The following is a 20,058-nucleotide window of genomic DNA, read 5'->3' as shown; positions in this document are numbered from 1 at the left end:
TAGAGGGATAAATTTTATATCAATCGGTACAATATAGCTGCAAATATATTGGCTGCCGGAAAAATTAGTATATTCCCAATATAAATAACTAATCAATCTGTTCGATACATTATTCGCGCCGCCCGGCTTTTTTTACAACGATTCAGCGCACATTTATCGCTTAATTGTTAGCCGTTTGGTCAGTTCTTGTTATTGAAATAATCCTTGAATTTTTGAACTGTCTGCCGTAATTGTGCCGCGGAAACATCGAGGTGCGTCACCAGCCGTGTACGTTGTCCCACTGAAGCGACCACGCCATGGTTGGCGAGGTAGGCAGAAAGCGGAGCAACATCAGCCGCAGCAACATGGACGAACACGATATTTGTCTGCACCGGTTCAACCCGCAACTCGCTGATTTCGCCCAGCCCAGCCGCCAGCAGGCCGGCGTTCTCATGGTCTTCAGCCAAGCGCTGCACATTGTGTTCCAGCGCATATAATCCTGCTGCCGCCAGTATCCCTACTTGGCGCATGCCGCCGCCCAGCATCTTGCGCCAGCGCCTTGCGTCCGCGATCAAGGCCTTGCTGCCGCACAGCACCGATCCGGCCGGCGTGCCCAGCCCTTTGGACAGGCACACCGATACCGAGTCCAGGCCCTTGCACACATCAGCCGGCGCCAGGCCCAGCTTGACAGCGGCATTGAATACACGCGCACCATCCAGATGGACGGCCAAGCCACGGCTGGTGGCGAGTTTCCTGACTTCGGCCATGTATGCCATCGGCAATACCCGGCCTCCTATCGTATTTTCCAGCGCAATCAGCCTGGTGCGCGCAAAGTGAATGTCATCCGGCTTGATGCTCGCTTCGATGTCGTTTAACGCAATGGAGCCGTCTGCCTGGTTCAGCAAGGGCTGCGGCTGTATGCTGCCCAGCACGGCAGCGCCGCCGCCTTCATACTTATAGGTGTGGGCCTCCTGCCCGACAATGTATTCGTCGCCGCGCTGGCAATGCGCCAGCAAGGCGGCCAGATTGCTCTGCGTGCCGGTAGGGAAAAACAGCGCCGCCTCAAAACCAAACTGTTCCGCCATCACATGCTGCAGGCGGTGAATGGTAGGGTCCTGATCATAGACATCATCGCCGACGGCGGCGTCCAGCATCGCGGCACGCATTGCTGCGCTGGGCTTGGTAACGGTATCACTGCGAAGATCTATAGTGGTCGGCATGGCGGTCTTTCTACGCTGTTCAGCGAGGGATAGAGTGAGGAGAAATACATGAAGCAAACCGAAAGTATATCTGCATTAACTGCGAATGTTATGTCCCTCATTCAGTCGTAGTAAATGCCCGTATTGAAACTTATCGGCAATTTCACCGTCACACGTTCAACAGGTCTTGCATTCATCACTCTTTATTGGATACGCATGCAAACGGCAAACGCTCCGTTGAGCTCCCGCAGTTCCCTGTCCTGCCTGATGCTGGTGGCGCTGTGCCATGTGTTCGTGTTTTATATATTGCAGGGCAAAGGCTTACTGCACAGCACGCCTGCGCAAACCGGGCAAGTGATCTACATGGAGATGCGAAGCGTCGCGGCCGCCTCGCCGCCCGCCGGACCTGCCGCTTCGTTGGAGACTCCGCATTTCACAATGGAGCGAAGAAAAATCCTGCCAAAACTGCGGGCGAAAAACAGCAACCGCCCCTCTGCTCTCCCTGAAGCAGGTATGAAAATGCCTGCCCCGCCAGAGGCGCTTTCCACCGCAATCGCAACACCTGCCGGGACGCCACCTGCCTTGCCAGCAACCAGGCTGGACCTGGAAGGTCTGCGCAAACTGGCACGCGACAATGACCGCAGCCGTCAGAAGACATCGATAGAGCAGTTGCGCGAATCCCAACTAGCCAGCAGCAGCATAGAAGCCAGGGTGGGCGCCGCTGCCCTGAATGCCCAGCGCGGTGATTGCCGCACCGCACACGCCAACCTGGGCCTGCTCGCCCCTTTGCTGATCCTCAAAGACGCACTAACGGACAAGGGCTGCAAGTGGTAACGCTGCGCGCGTCTGCGTACAAAGGCCGCCATTGGCGCTGAGCAAACCCTACCTGGCCACTTCTGTGTGCTAGCACACTGACCCCTTGCGCCATTTCGCAGAATATCGTTCTACATCTACCTGGAAAAGGAAGAATTATGGATTTCACTATCGACAACAGGGGAACACCCACCAAGAAGTTTACCGGTTTGACACTGGTCATCCTGTTCCATGCCGCACTGGTATATGCGCTGCTGCATGGACTTGGGCACAAAATTATTCAAGTCATACAGCAGCCTTTGAGCGTGCAACTGGTGGAAGAAATACAGCCGCCCCCTCCGCCACCGGCAATACCGGACACGCCTCCACCGCCGCAAGTGGCGGCACCTCAGCCTTTTGTACCGCCCCCTGAAGTACAGGTCCAAACACCTGTGCAGCAGGACACGATTACCGCAAGTACCACTCCCGAACCGGAATCGGCAGTTTCTACAGCCCCGGCAACCACGGATGCCACGGCATCAGGCCCGGTCCGCGTACCCGCAGTGGTTGACTCACGAGCCTGTGCCAAGCCTGCTTATCCTGCTGCTTCGCTCAGGAACGAAGAAAGCGGCACGGTTGACTTGTCTTTCCTGGTCGGCGTTGACGGCAGGGTCATCGATTCCAAAGTAGAAAAATCCAGCGGCCATCGGACTCTGGACAATGCGGCGCGTGCCGGCCTCAGCCTGTGCAAATTCGTGCCCGGCACCGTCGACGGCAAACCAGAACAGTTCTGGACCAAGATGCAATACGTCTGGAAACTTGAAGATAAATAACAGCCGTCGCACCCAGCGCGCGTGATCATGGATGCTGGGTGCAACAGGCCTGACAAACAATAGCGTAAGGGATATTTACTCATGAGAACTCACTTCACCCCCACCATTGCTGCATTGCTGTTTGCCGTATTTTCTGCCGGCATCGCAGTCAATCCCGCCGCAATGGCACAGACGCCTTCGCAGGACGCTCCGGCAGCAGCCAGCGCAGCGACGCCAACCGACGCGGCAGCGCCTCCAGTTGCCGCACCGGTAGCGGCGTCTGCCGCAGACGCCGCAGCACCAGCAGCAGCGCCGACTGACGTTGCAGCCCCAGCACCAGTGGCCAAAGAAACAGTCGAAAACCCCTACGGCCTCGACGCCCTGTGGAAAGGCGGCGACTTCGTGGCCCGCTCCACGCTGATCATCATGGCCATCATGTCCATGGGCAGCTGGTACATCCTGATAACCAAAGTGGTAGACCAGGTAAAAATGAGCAGCCAGGCCAAAGATGCAAGAAATAAATTCTGGAAAGCCCCTTCCATACAGGCAGGCATCACCAGCCTGAAAGAAGGCAGCCCATTCCGCTTCATCGCCGAAACAGCGACCAAAGCCAGCGACCATCATGAAGGCGCCCTGCTGGAACAGATAGACTTGAATTCCTGGGTCACGATGTCGATACAGCGATCGGTGGAAAAAGTACAAAGCCGCCTGCAAGACGGCCTGGCCTTCCTCGCAACAGTCGGCTCCACAGCACCTTTCGTCGGTCTGTTCGGTACAGTCTGGGGTATCTACAATGCGCTGACAGCGATCGGTGTTGCCGGCCAAGCCTCCATCGACAAGGTAGCAGGTCCAGTGGGTGAAGCGCTGATCATGACCGCGATCGGTCTGGGCGTTGCGGTTCCAGCGGTGCTGGGCTACAACTTCCTGGTACGCCGCAACAAGAGTGCGATGGAAGAAGTGCGCACTTTCGGGGCTGATCTGCACTCAGTATTATTGTCCGGTGCGATGAGTACCGCCGACCATGGCGACGTGGCACGCGTCGCCATCAAACGGGTGGGCTAGATCATGGCAATGTCAATCGGCAATGACGGAGATGGAGAAGACGAAGTCAACAGTACCATCAACACGACGCCGCTGGTCGACGTCATGCTGGTCCTGCTGATCATCTTCCTGATCACCATCCCCGTTGTGACACACACGGTCCCGGTCAAACTGCCGTCTGAAACCAATCAGCCGTACAAGACCAAACCGGAAAACATCAACCTGGCCATCGACAAGGAAGGCCAGATATTCTGGAACGAAAGCCTGGTGCCGGATACCCCGGCGCTGCTGGAAAAGCTCAAGAAGATCGCGGTCATGGTACCGCAGCCCGAACTGCATATACGGGGTGACCAAAACACCCAGTATAAATATGTCGGCAAGGTCATCCTGACAGCCCAGCGGGCAGGCATCGCCAAGGTCGCGTTTGTGACCGAACCGCCACCGCGCGGAGGTTAGCGCTCGCTGAAAAGTTCGCCTGGCGTTGTTGCTTCTTCTAGCCGCACATGCGTGCTGTCTTCGTCGGCGCGCCTAGCCAGGCAAACTTTGCAGCAAGCGCAGATGGATCAGTTTCAATATCCAGCGTTGAATAGTAGGACTGATAAAGAAAGGAATCCACATGGGAATGAATGTAGGCTCAGGTAGCAGTTCGAGCGAACCCGATGTGATGATAGAAATGAACATGACGCCGCTGATCGACGTCATGCTCGTACTGATCATCATGCTGATCATCACCATCCCGATCCAGAACCACGCCGTCAACCTCAACATGCCGACCAGCAGCCCTGCCAAGCCGCTGACGGACCCGGTAGTGGTGACGATCGACGTCGACTTCGACGGCACGGTACTGTGGAACGGCGTCGCCTTGAGCGGCGGCCGTGCAGAACTGGAAACCAAGCTGCGCGAAGTCGCCGCACAGCCGGACCAGCCCGAAGTGCACCTGAAGCCCAACAAGCTGGTGGCGTACAAGTCGGTGGCAGCGGTGATGGCCTCGGCCCAGCGTCTGGGTGTGACCAAGATCGGGATGATCGGCAACGAACAATTCATCAACGACTGATCGCACCGGCCGCTCCGGTGTGGTGCCAGCCGGTTCGCTGTCATATATAATGCCGAAGTATCAACCGGCGCAGTATTTTTTAAGCAACATTCTGTGCCCTGCCATATTCAGCGAATATGAAACCACCCTGCAAACCCGGGTGTTCACGCTCCATCCATCAGCGACTGTTGGCTGCTGAAAAACGATGCAATGCGAGACCGGGCGGCAGGCACATTACTTCCATTTATTTATGCAAGTTTTCATGAAAAAAAATTCCTCCATTGCCGCTGCAGCGCTGCTGCTGGCGCTCGGCGCTTCCGCCCTTCCGTTTGCCATTCCTCAGGCCTATGCAGAGGAACCTGCCGCTGCGGTGAAACCTGAGACCATCCGCGTTGAGATAGGCAAGCCGCTCAATGAAGCACAGGAATTGATCAACGCGAAAAAATTCGATGAAGCGATTGCCAAGGTCAAATCACTGGACGCCGTGCCCAACAAGACGCCGCCCGAGCTGTTCATGATAGACAGGACCAATGCGATCATCGCGTCCAGCACCAACGACAATGCGCTGATGGCCAAGTCTTTCGACAACATGATCAACAGCAAGCGCCTGTCGCCGGCCGACGTGCTGAAGTTCACCGACGGCATGGCATCCGTGTATTTCAACGCCAAGGACTACCCTAATGCCAAAATCTGGGCAGAACGCTACATCGCGCTGGATCCGGCCAACCCGCAAATCCAGAACCTGCTGGCGCGCATCCTGTACCTGCAAAACGATTTTGCCGGCGCCTCCAAGCAGATCGGCAAGGAAATCGCCGCTGATGAAGCCGCCGGCCGCGCACCTTCCCAGGAAACCCTGCGCCTGCAGGCCAGCGCCTACCAGCAGCTGAAAGACAAAGACGGCTACAGGACGGTGCTGGAACGCCTGGTTAAATACTATCCAACCAAAGACTACTGGGCAGATCTGCTGTACCAGACAGAAACCAAACCCGGCTTTGCCGACCGCCTGCGCCTGGACGAATACCGCCTGGAATTCACGGCAGACAACATCACCGAAGCCGGCCGTTTTGTCGAGATGATCCAGCTGTTGCAGCAAGCAGGCATCCCCGGCGAAGCGAAGAAAGTCGTCGACAAGGGCTATGCCGACAACGTCCTGGGTACAGGCAAGGACGCAGCAAGGCATAAGCAGTTACGCGACCAGGTGACCAAGCAGGCTGCAGATGATGCGAAATCCCTCAGCGACGGCGAGAAGCAGGCCCGGGCGGCAAAAACCGGTACCGGCCTCGTCAATATCGGCTACAACTACACGGTCTACGGTCAGTTCGACAAAGGCATTCCTATGATGGAAGAAGGTATCGCCAAGGGCGGCATGAAAAACCCGGACGACGCCAAGCTGCGCCTGGGTGTGGCTTACCTGAAATCCGGGAACCGGGCCAAGGCGGAAGAAGTCTTCAAGACCATACAGTCCACCGACGGTGCTGCCGACTTGGCAAGGCTGTGGCTGTTGGCAGTGAAATAATAGTCGCACCCCGCGGCAGATCGCCGCATAGTTCAGGAACAAAGGGCCATCGGAAACGATGGCCTTTTTTACGTCCGCATCACGGAAGAATTTCTTTTCCCATGATCAATGCAGCCGCGCACGGCATAAATCCGCTTTCAGGGAGGCTGTTCAGCCTAAAGATGTGATGTGCACACCGTCCGACGTGTATGTCCCTACATGCCCACGCGTGATATTCTTTTTTAGTTCCGGCTTGCCAGGTTCGGGCAAAAAAAAAGGCACCTCCCGAGGAGGTGCCCGTTAAATCAGTAGCATGCGCTCTAAACATGCACTGAGGATACTAGCGTTGCAACATCAATCTTGCGGCTTGCGTATCGATCATGAATGGTACGCAGTTTCGCCGTGGCTGGTGATGTCCAGGCCTTCACGCTCTTCATCTTCCGGTACACGCAGGCCGATCACCAGGTCAACCAGCTTGTAGGCGATGAAGGACACTACGCCGGACCAGACTATCGTTGTGCCTACACCAATTGCCTGGGTTGTGACCTGGTCCATGATGGAGTAAGGATCAGCCGACATCTTGTTGGCGACATAGTCGAAAATACCTTGGCCGCCGAGTGAAGGCGCAGCAAACACGCCAGTCAGCAATGCACCCAGGATACCGCCCACGCCGTGCACGCCGAAGACGTCCAGCGAATCGTCCGCGCCCAGCAGGCGTTTCAGGCCATTTACACCCCACAGGCAGATAACGCCTGCCAGTAAGCCGATGATCAGCGCGCCCATAGGACCGACGAAACCGCAGGCAGGAGTGATGGCAACTAGGCCGGCTACCGCACCGGACGCGCCGCCCAGCATGGAAGGCTTGCCTTTGGACATCCATTCACCGAAAACCCACGATACCGTCGCCGCAGCAGTTGCCAGCAGGGTATTGACGAAAGCCAATGCTGCGACGTCGCCAGCCTCCAGTGCGGAACCGGCATTGAAACCGAACCAGCCCACCCACAGCAGCGAAGCGCCGATCATGGTCATAGTCAGCGAATGAGGCGCCATCGACTCCTTGCCGTAGCCCACACGTTTGCCGATCAGGTAAGCGCCCACCAAGCCAGCTACCGCAGCGTTGATATGCACCACCGTGCCGCCGGCAAAGTCCAGCGCGCCTTTTTGCCACAGGAAACCGCCTTTTGCAGATTCAGATGCCAGTGTTGCCGCATCCTTGATGCCATCAGGACCAGGCCAGAACCAGACCATGTGAGCGATAGGCAGGTAGCTGAAAGTGAACCACAGCACGACAAACAGCAGCACTGCCGTGAACTTGGCGCGTTCTGCAAAGGCGCCGATGATCAGGCCGCAGGTAATCGCTGCAAAGGTTGCCTGGAAAGCCACGAAGACGAACTCAGGAATGACAACGCCTTTGCTGAACGTGGCAGCAGTAGCGAACGTACCCTTGACCGGATCCCAGATCCCTTTCAGGAAGGCCCTATCGAAAGAACCGATGAACTTGCCGCCTTCGGTAAAGGCCAGCGAGTAACCGTAGATGCACCACAACACGATGATCACGGCAAAAATCATGAATACCTGCATCAGGATGGACAGCATGTTTTTGGAACGTACCAGCCCGCCGTAGAACAAAGCCAGGCCAGGGATGGTCATCAGGATGACCAGCATGGTCGACACCATCATCCAGGCAGTGTCGCCCTTATTGGGGATTGGTGCCGGCGCGGCCGCCGCGGAGGCAGCAGCCGGGTCAGCTGCAACTGCAGGCGCTGCAGGAGCGGAGGCCGCAGCCGCAACCGGTGCAGAAGCCGGCGCTTCAGCAGCGCTGGCAGCGGCGGGCGCCGATGCAGCAGGAGCAGAAGCCGCACTTGCCGCGGCATCATCCGCCGCCATCACCGATGGCGCCAGACCTATGGATACCAGCAGCGCGCAGGCGGCCAGTACGTTACTCAACATCTTATTCATGTGTTCTCCCTGAGTGTCGGTTATAAAGCGTCGTTGCCGGTTTCACCGGTGCGGATACGCACGACTTGTTGTAGGTCATAGACAAAAATCTTGCCGTCGCCGATCTTGCCGGTGCGGGCAGCAGTTTCTATCGCTTCTATCGCGCGATCGACAATCGCATCATCGACCGCAGCTTCTATCTTGGTCTTGGGAAGGAAGTCGACCACGTATTCCGCACCGCGATATAGCTCGGTGTGCCCTTTCTGGCGCCCGAATCCCTTCACCTCTGTGACCGTAATTCCTTGCACACCGATGGTGGAAAGGGCCTCGCGTACCTCATCAAGCTTGAAGGGTTTGATAATTGCAGTAATCAGTTTCATGCTGGCCTCGAATTGAAAAAACTAAGCGACTTAAAAGGATTTGGTTCCCACCAATACCAATTGGGTTCTACCGGTAAATCTTCCGCCTGGCGCCACATACGCAGATTCATTGGCATTGGTGCCGATGACGGACAAGTTGAAGCTGACGCCGAAAAATTCCTTGGTAACGCCGACTTTGTAGTCCGTGTAGTCAGCGATGGAATTGCTGCGAACCTTTTGGTGGCCGGCATGCAGACCCAGCGTGTAGCCTTCACCCATGTCGATATTGGCGCCGATATCAATGTAGCCGCTGTTCTTGCTGTCGACAAAACCGAACAGGTTTGTCACTGCATGCGAATATTTGATGTAAGCAGGGCCATAGCCAAGCTGGCCGTAGATTTCAGTGGTATTGGCATCCCTGAAACCGGGTACCTTGTCCAGGCCGTTGGAAGGGTAGATATAGCTCAGCACGCCGATGTCATAACTGACATCCTTGACGATCTCGCCGCGCTTGCCGGCGTAGATATCCCATTCCACGTCGCCGCTGCCGCCTGCATCCTTGGTCCACTTGATGGTGGACAACCATGTGCCGGCATAGAAGCCGGTAGGGTTGTTCGTATAGTCGGCACCGCCCTGCAAGGCAGGATCGAAACGCGACTGGCTGATACCGCGATAGCGATATTCGCTGGCAACGCCGATATTGAAACTTACTTCATTGTCGGGCTTCGCTTCTTCCGGTTTCGCATCTTCCGCCCATACGAAACTACTGGTGAAGGCTGCAGAAATGGCTGCTACAAGTATCAGTTTCTTCATAACGCTTCCCTCTTCTGGTTGATATCACATTGCTTGAATCGATTAACTTCACGATGGTATTAGCAGAAGTCGTGCCAAGCCGCATGTTTGCAAAATTTAATTTGGCAAATATGGTTTTATCAGAGGAAAGATTGTGAACGCGTTTTATGACAGCCTGTCATTTAGCCCGGCATGCGTTATGATTCTATAAATGCACAAAGAATATCAGGCGATAAAAAATCGCCAATTTTTGAACGAACAGGCAACACCCCTGGTGTAACGCACCAATTTGACGCATGTAAAAACGGTGTCAAAAAAAATACGCACCAGGAACGCGCAATTTTACCTATCAGCACCTGCGGAGAACAAAATGGATAAACAGAATTTTTTTAATGACATGCAGGCCAAGATCAACCAGGTGCTGGAAAACTCGCCTGCCAAGGATATAGAAAAGAACGTCAAGGCGATGATGAGCCAGGGCTTTGCCAAACTGGACCTGGTCACGCGCGAAGAGTTCGACATCCAGGCGCAGGTGCTGGCCAAGACCCGCGCCAAGCTGGAAGCGCTGGAAGCGCGGGTCGCCGAACTGGAAACCAGGCTGCCTAAATAGGCTACGATGCCTGAAAACCGTGGATATCGCCTGCTATTGAAAAAGCAACTGGCTTGCTTCGCCGTGTGGACCGCGTTCCAGACGGGTGGCGTAGGACCGTAATCCGGCGAACCAGGGGGCCGGCGCTTGCGGTAAACGTACATGATTCGCAAAGGCGTCCGGCGCCAGCGGCTTTGCAAACAGGTAGCCCTGCGCTTCGTCGCAACCCCACATGCGGATCATGTCCAGCGCCTCCCTGGTTTCCACGCCTTCGGCAACCACGCGGTAACCGAGGTCCTTCGCCAGTACGATCAGCGAGCGCACGATGCGCTGGTCGCGCGGATTTTTGTGCACATCACGTATCAGCGACTGGTCCAGCTTGACGACGGTAGCCGGCACCTTTTGCAGATACGAGAAATTGCTGTAGCCGGTTCCGAAATCATCCAGCGCCAGTCCCATGCCCAGCGCACGTATATCATGCAGAGTCTGCAGGACGGCCGCACTTTCCATCCAGATACCCTCGGTGCACTCTATCTCTATATAGCGAGCAGCAATGCCGAACTCGTCGCAGGCTGCCCGTAAACGCTCGCACAGGTCGGGCTCTTCAAAATTGCGGGCCGACAGGTTAATTGCCAGCTTGATCCGCGAACCGGCCGTATGCCATTCACGCAACTGCCTGAAAGCAGTGCGGATTACCCAGTCGCTCAGCGGGCGTATCAGCGCCGTCTTTTCTACCAGTGGGACGAATTCTGCCAGCGAGATCGGCCCCAGTTCAGGATGGTTCCAGCGTATCAGCGCTTCCGCCGACAGGCAGGAGCCGTCCAGAAGATTGTGCTTGGGCTGGTACACCAGCTGCAGTGCATCTTCGCGGATGGCAGTATGCACATCGTTCAATATGCGGAAAGAACGCTGGTGGCTGCTGTCGTCGGCGGTGCTATACATTGCCCAGCGTTGCTGCGCGAGCAGTGCCTGGCTGACCGCTGACAAGGCCTTTCTCGGGGCATCGGTGGCTGAACCGGCGTCCACGCCAAACACCACGATGCCGCCGAAGCTGGGCAGGTTCAAAGGCACGCCCAGGTCATGCAGCGCTTCTTGCAGCGCCTGCTCCAGGCTGTAGACGAAGCCGGTAAATGCCGTCGTGCCAGAATCCAGCGACAGCAGTGCAAAGCGCGCATCGGTAATATGGTAAATATTGGCCTTGCCGGCAAACAGGCGCTTCAGCTTTTGACCGACGCCGCGCACCAGTCCGTCATACGCCGCAGCACCGAGCACGCCGGCGATCTCGAATGCGGTGGCCGCATCTGGCATATCCATATAGACCAATACCCTGTTCTCGCCAGCCGCCGCCTGCGCCAGCGCCGACAAATCCTCGGCCAGCTGTAGTTTGTTCGGCATGCCGCTGACAGCATCCACATGGCCGACCGCGCGTTGCAGGGAAATATGCGCCATGACCAGTGTCGCCATGTTTTCCAGCTTGGCGCGCTGGACGGCGTCCAGCTGCCCGGGCTGCGTATCGGTGATGCACAGCGCGCCGATGGCGTAGCCTCCGGCGGTGATCAGGGGCGCTCCCGCGTAAAAGCGGATTTTCGCAGGGCCGGTGACCATGGGATTATTGCGGAAGCGCGGATCAGCGGCGGCGTCCTCGATCACCATGACCTGCGACTGCATGATGGTATGGGTGCAGAACGATAATTCCCTGGCAGTATCTGCGGTATCGCAGGAGCAAAAGCCCACACTGGACTTGAGCCACTGGCGATCGCTGTCCACCAGCGAGATATAGGCGCCGGACACGCCGAACAGGTCTGCTGCCAGGCGGGTAAGCGAATCAAAATAATCCGAGGTATTGCTGTCCAGGATGCCCAGCTCATGCAGCGCGGCCAGACGTTCTTTTTCTGAATGTTGCATCATCATCTTGTCACCTCAGGCGTAGGCTGTAGCCACGCGCAATGCCTTGCGGGCAGCGGCAACTACCGGCCGGGGCACGCCGGCTAGCTGCGGACGCTCGGTCTTGAACACACCTACGGCATGGTTCAGGTAGCCGGCCTGGTCCTGCAGCGTCTGCACGGCGCCGGTGGCCTGCTCGACCAGCGCAGCATTTTGCTGCGTAACCTCATCCATCAGCGCAATGGCGCGATTGACTTCCTCTATGCCCACCTGCTGTTCGTTGCTGGCCGTGGTGATGTCGCCGACCATGCCGGTCACCTGCTTGACGCTGGAGACAATGTCTAGCATGGTGGCGCCCGCATGTTCCACCAGCTGGGTGCCGGCGCCTATCTTCTCGACGGAATCATCGATCAACACTTTCACTTCCTTCGCAGCGGTAGCACTGCGCTGCGCCAGGTTACGCACTTCCGTTGCCACGACGGCAAAACCGCGCCCCTGCTCTCCTGCCCGTGCCGCCTCCACCGCAGCGTTCAGCGCCAGGATATTGGTCTGGAATGCAATACCCTCAATGACGCTGATGATTTCCACAATTTTTTGCGAGGATGTATTGATGGAATTCATCGTCTGCACCACCTCGCCGACGATATTGCCGCCCTTGATCGCGATGTCAGAGGCATTTTGCGCCAGCTGGTTTGCTTCCCGTGCATTATCGGCGTTCTGTTTCACCGTCGCCGTCAGCTGCTCCATTGCGGAAGCCGTTTCTTCCAGCGAACCGGCCTGGGCTTCGGTGCGGCCGGCAAGATGTAGATTGCCCTGAGATATCTCGGAGCTGATTTCCGCCACTTCGGTAGCGCTGCCAAGCACCTCAGCGACAGTGGCCCTCAGGTTGCCGCTCATTTTTACCAGCACCGCCATGATGCTGTCGCGGTCGCCATTGCGCAGGCTGACTTCATGGAACAGTTCACCACGGTCCACCGCTTCCGCCAATGCCTTCACTTCGGCGGGTTCCGCGCCCAGTGCCCGGCGAATGTGACGGGTAACCAGAGTAGCCACCACCGCACCTATCGCCAACGCAGCTATACATAACGCCAGCATCAATGCCTGGAAGCCGTGTGCCAGCTGGCGGGCCTGCACCGACTCTGTCTCGCTCTTGCGCTCCTGCAGGTTGATGAACTGGTTGATGCTGGCGAGCCAGTCGACAAAGGCCGGCCTGGCGTCCTGCAGCATTATCGCGCGTGCTTCGTCGAGCTTGCCGGACCTGCGCAAGTCGATGATTTGGCGGATCAAAGGCGTGGTACGCGCCTCACTAGCCTTGATCTGGGTCAGGACCGCGCGTTCTTCCTCCAGCACTTGCTGGTTTTGCGGTGTAAAGATGCCGTCCAGGGGCTTGGCGGAATTCTGGTAATCCTGGTCCAGCTGACTGATGCCGGCGACAACGCTGTCCACTTCAGCATCCGGCACCAGTGTGACGTCGCGCAGCGCTATTGCCCTGTCGTGCACGCTGCCGCGGAAATTGATCGCGTAACGCTGCTTGACGTTATTGACGTCGCTGATCCTGCTCAGGCTACCCTCAATGGAGTTCACCTTCATGATACTGAGGACGGTCAGCACCAGCATCATCGCCAGAATGCTGGCGTAACCTATGCCCAGACGCGCGGCAATACTGATTTTTTTGGACTTGGCTTGCATCATTTACCTCTTGTTTATCCAGAATGTTTCTGTGTGGATAGATAGTAAAGAGGTAAGTGACATTAATAAAATTGATTATTAATATAGATGTGATAGCTAAAAAGTATACTGAACTATCAATGCCGTCCGAAAGCTTCGCCTTCAAATGTAGTTTTTGCGTCACGCCAGGCGCTGGTCAAGACAGGTAAAGCTTCAGTCGGCAGTTGGCCAGCGCTGCCGTATTGCTTCACGATAGCGGCGGCTTGCACGCAGCTCCTGCCTGTCCGCCAGCCGCAGCAGAGAGTCGCCATTGGCGACAGCCTGCATTTCCTGTATGCGGTTGATGGCGACAATGACGCTGCGATGGATGCGGACGAAACGGCTGGGATCCAGGCGGGCCTCAAAGTTGACCAGGGTTTCGCGGATCAGATAGACATTGGAAGCAGCATGCAGCGCCAGGTAATTGCCCTGGCTCTCAATCCAGTCGACTTCGGATAACTCGAGGAAACTTTGCACTCCTCGCACTTTAACCGCTACACGCGTCAGGAACTCAGTCGGCGCGGTGCCAGGGTCGGAAGCGCCTGCAGGCCGGGCCAGCTGCATGACATGGGCAATCGCAGAGAAAGCCAGCAACGCAAAAGCCAATAGAAGCCAGTTGCCCGTCAACTGGTCACGGATATCCGCCACAGCCGGCGCCGAGGTTCTCTCAAACACCCATGCGGCAAGAAAACAGGAAGCCAGTATCAGGCCAAACGCGAGGCCGACGGCAGCGGCAACGTGTGCCAGCGCATGTCGCCAGCGGTGGGACTCTGTCATCGAAAAACGCCGCGCCAGCATCAGCGAGAATGGTGTAGCGGTTGTACTCAACGCGGCAGCGGCAACAATACGCAAGGCCTCATGGCCAAATTCCAGCACCTGCCCGGACTGGCTGGCGCGCGACACATTGCCGGGTTCCAGCACCAGCAGGAAAACCAGCCAGTACCCAAACCCATACGCGATATCCCGCAATTGCCCGGACCATGGTCGCGAGGGAGGAAGCAGTTCAGGAAAGCCGGAATTGTTCATGCGCCTGTTCATGTGCTTATTCTAGCAGCATCGTCCCAGGCATCCAGGGGCCTTCGCCTCCATTTTTGTGACGAACCGCTCCCGAAATGGGACCAGCCGGTCTGCCCGCGCGGCGCATTTTGCGCAACACTGACTGTTTATTTCCAGCCAGGAAGCTCCATGCAAAATATCCGGTACGCGTTCATATTGGCAGCCCTCACGCTATATTGCGGCATCGTGGCGGCCGATCCGGCCATGACAGAATCGGGCGCAGCGCTCGGCAGCCATGAGCAAGGGTTGTCCATCTATAAAGGCATCCCCTTTGCCAGCGCGCCTGTGGGTGCATTGCGGTGGCGCGAGCCGCTTCCGGCCAAAGCATGGCAGGGCGTGCGCAAAGCCTTGGCGTTTGCACCCGCGTGCATGCAAACAGGCGTCTCCATGCCGGGAGAAGATCCACCTGCCGTCAGCGAAGATTGCCTGTTTCTGAATATCTGGACGCCGGCCACCCGTCCCAAAGCCCAAGCCGGCTTGCCGGTGCTGGTCTGGATTTACGGCGGCGCCTACAGCAACGGCTCCGCGTCCATGCCGCTCTACCATGGTGACCGGCTGGCGCAACAAGGCATCATCGTCGTCACCATTGCCTATAGGCTGGGCCCGCTGGGCTACCTGGCCCACCCGGAACTCACGCGCGAGTCCGCTCACGGCTCCTCCGGGAATTACGGACTGATGGACCAGATTGCCGCGCTGCGGTGGGTACAGCGCAACATTGCCGCATTTGGCGGAGACCCGGAAAAAGTGACCGTCGCCGGCCAGTCTGCAGGTGCGATGTCGGTCAGTGAATTGATGGCCTCGCCGCAAGCAAAAGGCTTGTTTCAGCGGGCCATAGGACAGAGCGGCGGCTTATTCGAGCCCTGGCAACTTGCTCCGGGATATGTGCTGGCGAACGCAGAAAAAGACGGTGTAAAGTATGCAGAATCGCGCGGCGTCGCCACCTTGCAGGAGCTGCGCCGGCTGCCGGCAGCAGAACTGATCCGCGGCGACGTCCGTGCGGTCAGCCACCCGGTGCTCGACCCTTATGTGCTTCCCCTTTCGCCTTATGACGCATTCAGCCGCGGGTTGCAAAATGACGTGCCGCTGCTGCTCGGCTCAAATACCGAAGAAGCGCGGTCCCTGATTGACGTCAGCGCCGTCAAGGCGGCCACGTTCGCCGCCGGCCTGGAGCAAAGCGTGGGCCCGCTCCCTCCGCCGCTGCTCGCCGCATACCCGTATCACACCGACCCGGAGGCGCGCCAAGCGCGGCTGGACCTGGAAACAGCGCTCCGCTTCGGCTGGGACATGTGGGCCTGGGCGCGCCTGCAGGTAAAAACGGGAAAACACCCGGTCTACTACTACGCATTCGACCAGCACCCGCCGTTTCCAGCAGGCTCCCCCTATGCAGGCTGGGGCCCCAGCCACTTTGCCGAGCTATGGTACATGTTCAACCACCTGGACCAGCAAACCTGGCGCTGGACACGCGCAGACCGCAAACTGGCCCGCGACATGTCCGCCTATTGGGTTAATTTCGCCAAATCAGGCAACCCCAACGGCAAAGGCCTGGCGCAATGGCCCGCCTATGCGGGCACAGACGGCAGGGTGCTGCATTTCGGCGACCCCAGCATCATCGGCGGCGTACCCGGCATCAGGGGCCTGGAGGTGTTCGATGCGGTCTACCAGAGCGTAAGAGGCAAAGAGGAGTAGAGGAAAATCGGCACTTTTCAAAGCCCGCTCTATCGCTATGAACGGTAGAATTAACATAGCCTTTTTGCAGGCAGGGGCCAGCGCAAACCTGGCCAGGCGCTGCTCCTACTTGTCGGCGCGCTGGAGTTCGCCTACCTGCAAGTGCGGAATGATCATCTTGTTTGCCGGAGCATCTGGATTGCGGGCAGCAAACTGAACAAGTTCATGGCCGGCTGCGTTCTCCCCTGTTATCTCGAAGTAAAAGTCGAAACCGTTTTGCGCGTTTGAACGACAAGGGCTGAGCAGAAACCGATCCTCTTTTCCCCGTCCCATGACCACCGATAGATAGGCGTTTTCCCTGACTACATCAAACGGCCCGAAATAGGCATTTGCATAGGTTCCAATATAACGGCCGAGATTGACGTCTGCAGGACCATGTACGGGACAGCTACTCGGATCGAGTATGCCTGTCTGCACACCCCGAATCGCCTCATCCATTTTTTGTTTCATTTCTGCGAACAGCTCTGGAAATCTTTTTCGTGCGTCCAACTGATCATTTTCGGCGAGTTCGATAAAACCGCGCGCAAGCGCCTCGGCGACGCCGTGCGGTTCGCTATTGGTCAGTACAACGATGCCCAGTTTTTCCCGCGGCAGCAAGGTAACAACGGTGGACGCCCCCATCGTGAACGCGCCCGAATGGTTGAGTCGGACAGACTTCCCGTTCCAGCAGGCATTCCAGCCATAGATATATCTGGCAGCGTTGTCGCAACTGGCATCCGCTTTTGCTGCCAATTTCTCTTCGTCTGACACGTCAATATGGGCGGAGTAGAGTTCACGCAGTGCGTCAGCCGGGATGTACTGCTTGCCGCCCAGCTTGCCGTCCGCCAGATACAGGCGCATCCATTGCGCCATGTCTTTCACGCTGGAGCTGGCGCCGCCTGCCGGTGACTGGGCATCGGGCTGGCGCTGCTTCTCAAATACCCATTTGCCGCCCCTTATTACGTGTCCGGATGCATGATTAGGGTTGTGGATAAAGTCCGTATAGAGTGAACTGGTGTTGCGCATATCCAGCGGCTTATACAGCAAGCTGGACGACGCAGCCTCCCAGCTCATGCCGGCGGCGTTTGCCGCAGCAACGCCGGCAGCCGTCAGGCCGAAATTGGTATAGGCATATTTTTTCTCTTCAAAATTTTTCCCGACACCGGGGATATAGCGCAAGCGCTGAATCACTTCCGCCCGACTACGCCCCAAGCCTTCCAGGTCGTCACCGGCATGCTCAGGCAAGCCGCTGCGGTGGGAGTATAGATTTCCCAATGTGATCCTGGACGAAACGTTGTGCGTCACATCAGCGCTGTCCAGGACAAAATCGGGCATCAGCTTCTGGATAGGCGTGTCCCAGCCCATCTTGCCGGCTTCAGTAGCCGTTTTCCACTGTACACCCTGGCTGATCAGCTTCGCCATCACGGTAGCGCCGAGCGGCTTGGAGACGGAAGCGAGCTGGAACGCGGTATTGCTGTCGATCTTTTCCGGCTGGCTTACCTGCCGCACACCGTCGACCAAAGTCGCTACAACTTCGTCTTGATAGACGATGGCAATGGCGATACCGGGCGGGGTAAAGGCATCCTTGTGCCCCAAGCCATAATGCTTAAGAGCATCGACTGCACGTTCCACCTTTTCCCGTGTGATCTCGGGTGCGGCATTCTGCGCCTGGGATAAGGCGGGAGTGAGGGCAAGTGCCGTCACCAGCAAAGGAAAAAAGGAAAGGCGAGTCGACAGGGGAGATGTTCTAAGATGCAAAGCGTTGTTCACGATAAATACCTCTGGTTAGGAAAATCGATGAAACAGGGTCAATGCGAATTACAGCGGGGGAGCCAAAACGGATAGGACGGTGGCCTGATTTCAACCATCAAGAAATGCCTGCGTATATTAATCTTTTTATATCTATTTGCGCAATCCGCTTCTTTATTGCCGCCTGACACCCGCCCGGATCAGGAGAGGAACCGGGTGAATGGCAACAGGAAGGGCGGCATGACTGCATGGGGTGCACTTGCTGACATACCTGCGTTACTGGCGAAGCCCGACGTTTCCTGCAAATTTGAAGCCCTAGCTCTCGTCGATTGGCCGCGGCTTTGACGCACGGCCTCACAGTCTGTTATTGTTGCAACAAAATTAATCAACAATAGCCACTCATGAGTCTAGCCGTCCTGAAAAGCCGCGCCCTTTCCGGCATGGAAGCACCGGAAGTCACCGTCGAAGTGCATCTGGCCAACGGCCTTCCCAGTTTCACCATCGTCGGCTTGCCAGAGACAGAGGTCAAAGAATCCAAGGACAGGGTCAGGGCCGCTTTGCAAAATGCGCGCTTTGAATTCCCTGCAAAGAGAATCACCGTTAATTTAGCGCCAGCTGACCTGCCGAAAGAATCCGGCCGCTTTGATCTACCAATTGCTTTAGGCATCCTGGCAGCGTCCGGGCAAATCCCCGGTGACACGCTGGACCAGTATGAATTTGCAGGAGAGCTGTCCTTATCCGGCGAGCTGCGTCCTATACGCGGCGCACTCGCGATGACTTTTGCGATCTGCAAGAGCGCCGAAGCCGCTTCCGCCGTACCTCCGGCATTCATCCTGCCGCGCGCAAATGCCGATGAAGCGGCGCTGGTAGCGGAAGCGACAATTTATCCGGCAGATTCTTTGTTGCAGGTATGCGCGCATTTTGCCGGCGTTGATCCGGATACCAAGCTGAGTCGCCATACGGTCAAAGCCCTGCCCAGCCGTCCGGCTTATCCCGATTTCGCCGAGGTAAAGGGGCAGTTGCAAGCCAAGCGCGCGCTGGAAGTTGCCGCGGCAGGAAACCATAGCGTCTTGATGGTAGGGCCGCCAGGTACCGGCAAGTCCATGCTGGCGGCGCGTTTCCCCGGCATCTTGCCGACCATGACAGACCAGGAGGCGCTGGAATCTGCCGCAGTGCAGTCGCTGACCAGCGGCTTTTCCGTCAGCAAATGGAAGAGCAGGCCATTCCGCTCTCCGCACCACACAGCCTCGGGCGTCGCACTGGTGGGCGGCGGCGGAACGCCGAGGCCGGGAGAGATATCGCTGGCGCACCGCGGCGTGCTTTTTCTTGACGAATTGCCGGAATTTTCCCGGCATGTGCTGGAGGTCTTGCGTGAACCGCTGGAGTCCGGCCACATCACGATCTCACGCGCGGCAAGGCAAGCTGACTTTCCCGCCAGGTTCCAGCTGATCGCCGCCATGAACCCCTGCCCATGCGGTTATTTAGGTCATGTAAACGGCAAATGCCGCTGCACGCCGGATGCCGTCGCGCGCTACCAGGATAAAATTTCCGGCCCGCTTCTGGACCGCATCGACATGCAGATCCAGGTTGGCGCCTTACCGCATCAGGACCTGCTGAAACAGGCCGACGGTGAAGCCAGCGCCGTGATCAATGCCCGCGTCGAGCAGGCATTTGAACGGCAAATTTCACGCCAGGGCAAGGCAAACAACCAACTGTCCACCATCGAAATAGACAGCCACTGCCAGCCGGACGCTGCGGCGGAACAGTTGCTGCGTAATGCCATGACCAAGCTGAACTGGTCGGCACGCGCCTATCACCGCGTGCTGAAAGTGGCGCGCACCATTGCCGACCTGGCGGCGGCTCCGCACATCGGCCAGTCGCATGTGGCAGAGGCTATTCAATACCGGCGGGCGTTGCGGGAGCATTAGT

At 57.3% G+C, this 20,058-nt stretch carries 17 protein-coding genes; 9 read left to right on the top strand and 8 right to left on the bottom strand.

Annotated features, from left to right (window positions below):
* Positions 1 to 179: 179 nt before the first annotated feature.
* Positions 180 to 1,199, bottom strand: coding sequence for a low-specificity L-threonine aldolase (gene ltaE / locus ACO0LO_RS08755; RefSeq protein ID WP_422963825.1), 1,020 nt, complete (start codon positions 1,197 to 1,199; stop codon positions 180 to 182).
* A gap of 195 nt (positions 1,200 to 1,394) precedes the next feature.
* Between ltaE and ACO0LO_RS08750 the strand changes: the two genes are divergently transcribed.
* The 6 genes from ACO0LO_RS08750 (at position 1,395) to ACO0LO_RS08725 (ending at position 6,372) form a co-directional block, all read left to right on the top strand.
* A complete protein-coding gene (locus ACO0LO_RS08750; protein WP_422963824.1) occupies positions 1,395 to 2,012 on the top strand; it encodes a hypothetical protein in 618 nt (205 codons plus the stop codon).
* Between the two features lie 137 nt (positions 2,013 to 2,149).
* Entirely contained in the window at positions 2,150 to 2,803 is a 654-nt protein-coding gene (locus ACO0LO_RS08745; protein WP_422963823.1) for an energy transducer TonB, read from the top strand.
* Between the two features lie 81 nt (positions 2,804 to 2,884).
* Entirely contained in the window at positions 2,885 to 3,844 is a 960-nt protein-coding gene (locus ACO0LO_RS08740) for a MotA/TolQ/ExbB proton channel family protein (protein WP_422963822.1), read from the top strand.
* A gap of 3 nt (positions 3,845 to 3,847) precedes the next feature.
* Positions 3,848 to 4,279, top strand: a complete 432-nt coding sequence (locus ACO0LO_RS08735) for an ExbD/TolR family protein (protein WP_422963821.1) — start codon at positions 3,848 to 3,850, stop codon at positions 4,277 to 4,279.
* 160 nt (positions 4,280 to 4,439) lie between these two features.
* Complete coding sequence (locus ACO0LO_RS08730) at positions 4,440 to 4,877, top strand: ExbD/TolR family protein (protein WP_422963820.1); 438 nt, start codon at positions 4,440 to 4,442, stop codon at positions 4,875 to 4,877.
* A 241-nt stretch (positions 4,878 to 5,118) separates the two neighbouring features.
* The gene (locus tag ACO0LO_RS08725; RefSeq protein WP_422963819.1) at positions 5,119 to 6,372 is read left to right on the top strand and encodes a tetratricopeptide repeat protein; all 1,254 of its coding nucleotides are present in this window, start codon (positions 5,119 to 5,121) and stop codon (positions 6,370 to 6,372) included.
* 357 nt (positions 6,373 to 6,729) lie between these two features.
* On the opposite strand, the gene ACO0LO_RS08720 is transcribed toward ACO0LO_RS08725, so the two are convergent.
* Genes ACO0LO_RS08720 through ACO0LO_RS08710 form a run of 3 tightly spaced genes read right to left on the bottom strand, consistent with a single transcriptional unit; the run spans position 6,730 to position 9,461 of the window.
* Positions 6,730 to 8,310, bottom strand: coding sequence for an ammonium transporter (locus tag ACO0LO_RS08720; RefSeq protein WP_422963818.1), 1,581 nt, complete (start codon positions 8,308 to 8,310; stop codon positions 6,730 to 6,732).
* A gap of 20 nt (positions 8,311 to 8,330) precedes the next feature.
* Entirely contained in the window at positions 8,331 to 8,669 is a 339-nt protein-coding gene (locus tag ACO0LO_RS08715) for a P-II family nitrogen regulator (RefSeq protein WP_110254759.1), read from the bottom strand.
* Positions 8,670 to 8,699: 30 nt separating this feature from the next.
* A complete protein-coding gene (locus ACO0LO_RS08710) occupies positions 8,700 to 9,461 on the bottom strand; it encodes a TorF family putative porin (RefSeq protein ID WP_422963817.1) in 762 nt (253 codons plus the stop codon).
* A gap of 349 nt (positions 9,462 to 9,810) precedes the next feature.
* On the opposite strand from ACO0LO_RS08710, the gene ACO0LO_RS08705 reads away from it, so the two are divergent.
* On the top strand, positions 9,811 to 10,050 hold the full coding sequence (locus ACO0LO_RS08705; protein ID WP_422963816.1) for an accessory factor UbiK family protein: 240 nt from the start codon (positions 9,811 to 9,813) through the stop codon (positions 10,048 to 10,050).
* A gap of 33 nt (positions 10,051 to 10,083) precedes the next feature.
* Here the strand turns inward: ACO0LO_RS08705 and ACO0LO_RS08700 are convergent, their stop codons facing one another.
* The 3 genes from ACO0LO_RS08700 to ACO0LO_RS08690 form a co-directional block, all read right to left on the bottom strand.
* Complete coding sequence (locus tag ACO0LO_RS08700; protein WP_422963815.1) at positions 10,084 to 11,940, bottom strand: sensor domain-containing phosphodiesterase; 1,857 nt, start codon at positions 11,938 to 11,940, stop codon at positions 10,084 to 10,086.
* 9 nt (positions 11,941 to 11,949) lie between these two features.
* On the bottom strand, positions 11,950 to 13,605 hold the full coding sequence (locus ACO0LO_RS08695) for a methyl-accepting chemotaxis protein (protein ID WP_422963814.1): 1,656 nt from the start codon (positions 13,603 to 13,605) through the stop codon (positions 11,950 to 11,952).
* A gap of 189 nt (positions 13,606 to 13,794) precedes the next feature.
* Positions 13,795 to 14,646, bottom strand: coding sequence for a LytR/AlgR family response regulator transcription factor (locus tag ACO0LO_RS08690; protein ID WP_422963813.1), 852 nt, complete (start codon positions 14,644 to 14,646; stop codon positions 13,795 to 13,797).
* Positions 14,647 to 14,805: 159 nt separating this feature from the next.
* Between ACO0LO_RS08690 and ACO0LO_RS08685 the strand changes: the two genes are divergently transcribed.
* The gene (locus ACO0LO_RS08685; RefSeq protein ID WP_422963812.1) at positions 14,806 to 16,362 is read left to right on the top strand and encodes a carboxylesterase/lipase family protein; all 1,557 of its coding nucleotides are present in this window, start codon (positions 14,806 to 14,808) and stop codon (positions 16,360 to 16,362) included.
* Positions 16,363 to 16,467: 105 nt separating this feature from the next.
* Here the strand turns inward: ACO0LO_RS08685 and ACO0LO_RS08680 are convergent, their stop codons facing one another.
* Positions 16,468 to 18,150: a serine hydrolase domain-containing protein gene (locus ACO0LO_RS08680; RefSeq protein WP_422963811.1), complete on the bottom strand. Its 1,683-nt coding sequence runs from the start codon at positions 18,148 to 18,150 to the stop codon at positions 16,468 to 16,470.
* Positions 18,151 to 18,530: 380 nt separating this feature from the next.
* On the opposite strand from ACO0LO_RS08680, the gene ACO0LO_RS08675 reads away from it, so the two are divergent.
* Entirely contained in the window at positions 18,531 to 20,057 is a 1,527-nt protein-coding gene (locus ACO0LO_RS08675) for a YifB family Mg chelatase-like AAA ATPase (RefSeq protein ID WP_422963810.1), read from the top strand.
* The last annotated feature ends 1 nt before the right edge of the window (position 20,058 follow it).

The sequence above is a fragment of the Undibacterium sp. TJN25 genome, from assembly GCF_049339885.1.
Taxonomy (GTDB): Bacteria; Pseudomonadota; Gammaproteobacteria; order Burkholderiales; family Burkholderiaceae_D; genus Undibacterium.
Note: the sequence above shows the minus strand (reverse complement) of the source record. Positions and strands in the feature narration are given on the sequence as shown.

What these genes read in the sequence shown, in the direction of transcription:
- ACO0LO_RS08675 (WP_422963810.1), top strand. Translation starts at nt 18,531, where the DNA reads ATGAGTCTAGCCGTCCTGAAAAGCCGCGCCCTTTCCGGCATGGAAGCA.
- ACO0LO_RS08745 (WP_422963823.1), top strand. Translation starts at nt 2,150, where the DNA reads ATGGATTTCACTATCGACAACAGGGGAACACCCACCAAGAAGTTTACC.
- ACO0LO_RS08740 (WP_422963822.1), top strand. Translation starts at nt 2,885, where the DNA reads ATGAGAACTCACTTCACCCCCACCATTGCTGCATTGCTGTTTGCCGTA.
- ltaE (WP_422963825.1), bottom strand. Translation starts at nt 1,199, where the DNA reads ATGCCGACCACTATAGATCTTCGCAGTGATACCGTTACCAAGCCCAGC.
- ACO0LO_RS08695 (WP_422963814.1), bottom strand. Translation starts at nt 13,605, where the DNA reads ATGATGCAAGCCAAGTCCAAAAAAATCAGTATTGCCGCGCGTCTGGGC.
- ACO0LO_RS08735 (WP_422963821.1), top strand. Translation starts at nt 3,848, where the DNA reads ATGGCAATGTCAATCGGCAATGACGGAGATGGAGAAGACGAAGTCAAC.
- ACO0LO_RS08700 (WP_422963815.1), bottom strand. Translation starts at nt 11,940, where the DNA reads ATGATGATGCAACATTCAGAAAAAGAACGTCTGGCCGCGCTGCATGAG.
- ACO0LO_RS08730 (WP_422963820.1), top strand. Translation starts at nt 4,440, where the DNA reads ATGGGAATGAATGTAGGCTCAGGTAGCAGTTCGAGCGAACCCGATGTG.
- ACO0LO_RS08750 (WP_422963824.1), top strand. Translation starts at nt 1,395, where the DNA reads ATGCAAACGGCAAACGCTCCGTTGAGCTCCCGCAGTTCCCTGTCCTGC.
- ACO0LO_RS08725 (WP_422963819.1), top strand. Translation starts at nt 5,119, where the DNA reads ATGAAAAAAAATTCCTCCATTGCCGCTGCAGCGCTGCTGCTGGCGCTC.
- ACO0LO_RS08720 (WP_422963818.1), bottom strand. Translation starts at nt 8,310, where the DNA reads ATGAATAAGATGTTGAGTAACGTACTGGCCGCCTGCGCGCTGCTGGTA.
- ACO0LO_RS08705 (WP_422963816.1), top strand. Translation starts at nt 9,811, where the DNA reads ATGGATAAACAGAATTTTTTTAATGACATGCAGGCCAAGATCAACCAG.
- ACO0LO_RS08685 (WP_422963812.1), top strand. Translation starts at nt 14,806, where the DNA reads ATGCAAAATATCCGGTACGCGTTCATATTGGCAGCCCTCACGCTATAT.
- ACO0LO_RS08690 (WP_422963813.1), bottom strand. Translation starts at nt 14,646, where the DNA reads ATGAACAATTCCGGCTTTCCTGAACTGCTTCCTCCCTCGCGACCATGG.
- ACO0LO_RS08715 (WP_110254759.1), bottom strand. Translation starts at nt 8,669, where the DNA reads ATGAAACTGATTACTGCAATTATCAAACCCTTCAAGCTTGATGAGGTA.
- ACO0LO_RS08710 (WP_422963817.1), bottom strand. Translation starts at nt 9,461, where the DNA reads ATGAAGAAACTGATACTTGTAGCAGCCATTTCTGCAGCCTTCACCAGT.